The sequence below is a fragment of the Ligilactobacillus acidipiscis DSM 15836 genome (genome assembly GCF_001435755.1).
GTDB classification, from domain to species: domain Bacteria; phylum Bacillota; class Bacilli; order Lactobacillales; family Lactobacillaceae; genus Ligilactobacillus; species Ligilactobacillus acidipiscis.
Genome location: NZ_AZFI01000303.1, coordinates 1 through 969 on the forward strand (window position 1 = coordinate 1; position 969 = coordinate 969).

Consider the following 969-nt stretch of genomic DNA (forward strand, 5'->3'; position numbering starts at 1 on the left):
ATTCTTCTTTGGAATATCCCATTGTTTGAGCAAATAAATCTGAAGCATAAGTAATATTTGTTTTTGCATCAAATGTTACTACGGCCAAATTTTCAGTTACAGAACTCAAAAAATCAGAACTTGTCTCCACTATTATCCACTTCTTTCAATTTACTTTAGTTAGCTCCAAAATAGTTCTTTACCACTCAGGTATTATATCGGACATTTCCGTAAAAGTTAAAGTGGAATTACCCATTATTATTACATTTAGAACAAAAAAGCCTATCAAAGTGTGCAACTAGACCACTTTGATAGGCAATAAAATTTCACTTTTTTATTTTTCGATTTGGGCTTCAGATGGTAATTTCTGTTGTAAGAAACTTATCAAATCATTCAGCGACATTTCAAAAACTAATGCATGTTGCCGCTGCGATTTCTTTTCAACAAAGGTTGCCACGATCACATTTCTTTCTTGATCAACATCTACTGGTTGCAAGTTGACCTTTATTATCTTTTGAAAATCCAATAATCTTGTTAACAGATTCGGCAGCAGGACCCCATGGTCTGTCAGGCCATTACGCCCAGCAATAAATGTCAAGATCACTAGAGCAGACATCATCATTAAAAAGAGCACTGAATGCCCAAACGTCTGCATTAGCGGACTCAAGAAGCCCAACAAGATCATACCACCCAAAACAGGAGAGAAATTATATTTGGCCTTGCGTTCTAATTGGGATTGAAAATAAACACGACGTACTAACGAGAAAAACAGCAGAACAGCCATCACTATAATAATTAGCAAACTATCTAACCTCCTTTTTGGTCTTGCTTAATTTTTAATTCGTGTTCATTATACCGCACTCATGTATAATTTCCATCTTCGAAAACTCAATACCGCTAATACTTGTCCATAAGTCGCCAGACGATACTATCCAATTAGCAATTAAATATTTTTATATGTGTTAGCGTAAAGTATTTGTGGGTGGAAGT

1 protein-coding gene is annotated in these 969 nt (G+C 35.1%); it reads right to left on the reverse strand.

Annotated features, from left to right (window positions below; all coding sequences use genetic code 11):
* Positions 1–313: 313 nt before the first annotated feature.
* Positions 314–781, reverse strand: a complete 468-nt coding sequence (locus FC65_RS10825; RefSeq protein WP_056972755.1) for a hypothetical protein — start codon at positions 779–781, stop codon at positions 314–316.
* Positions 782–969: the final 188 nt, after the last annotated feature.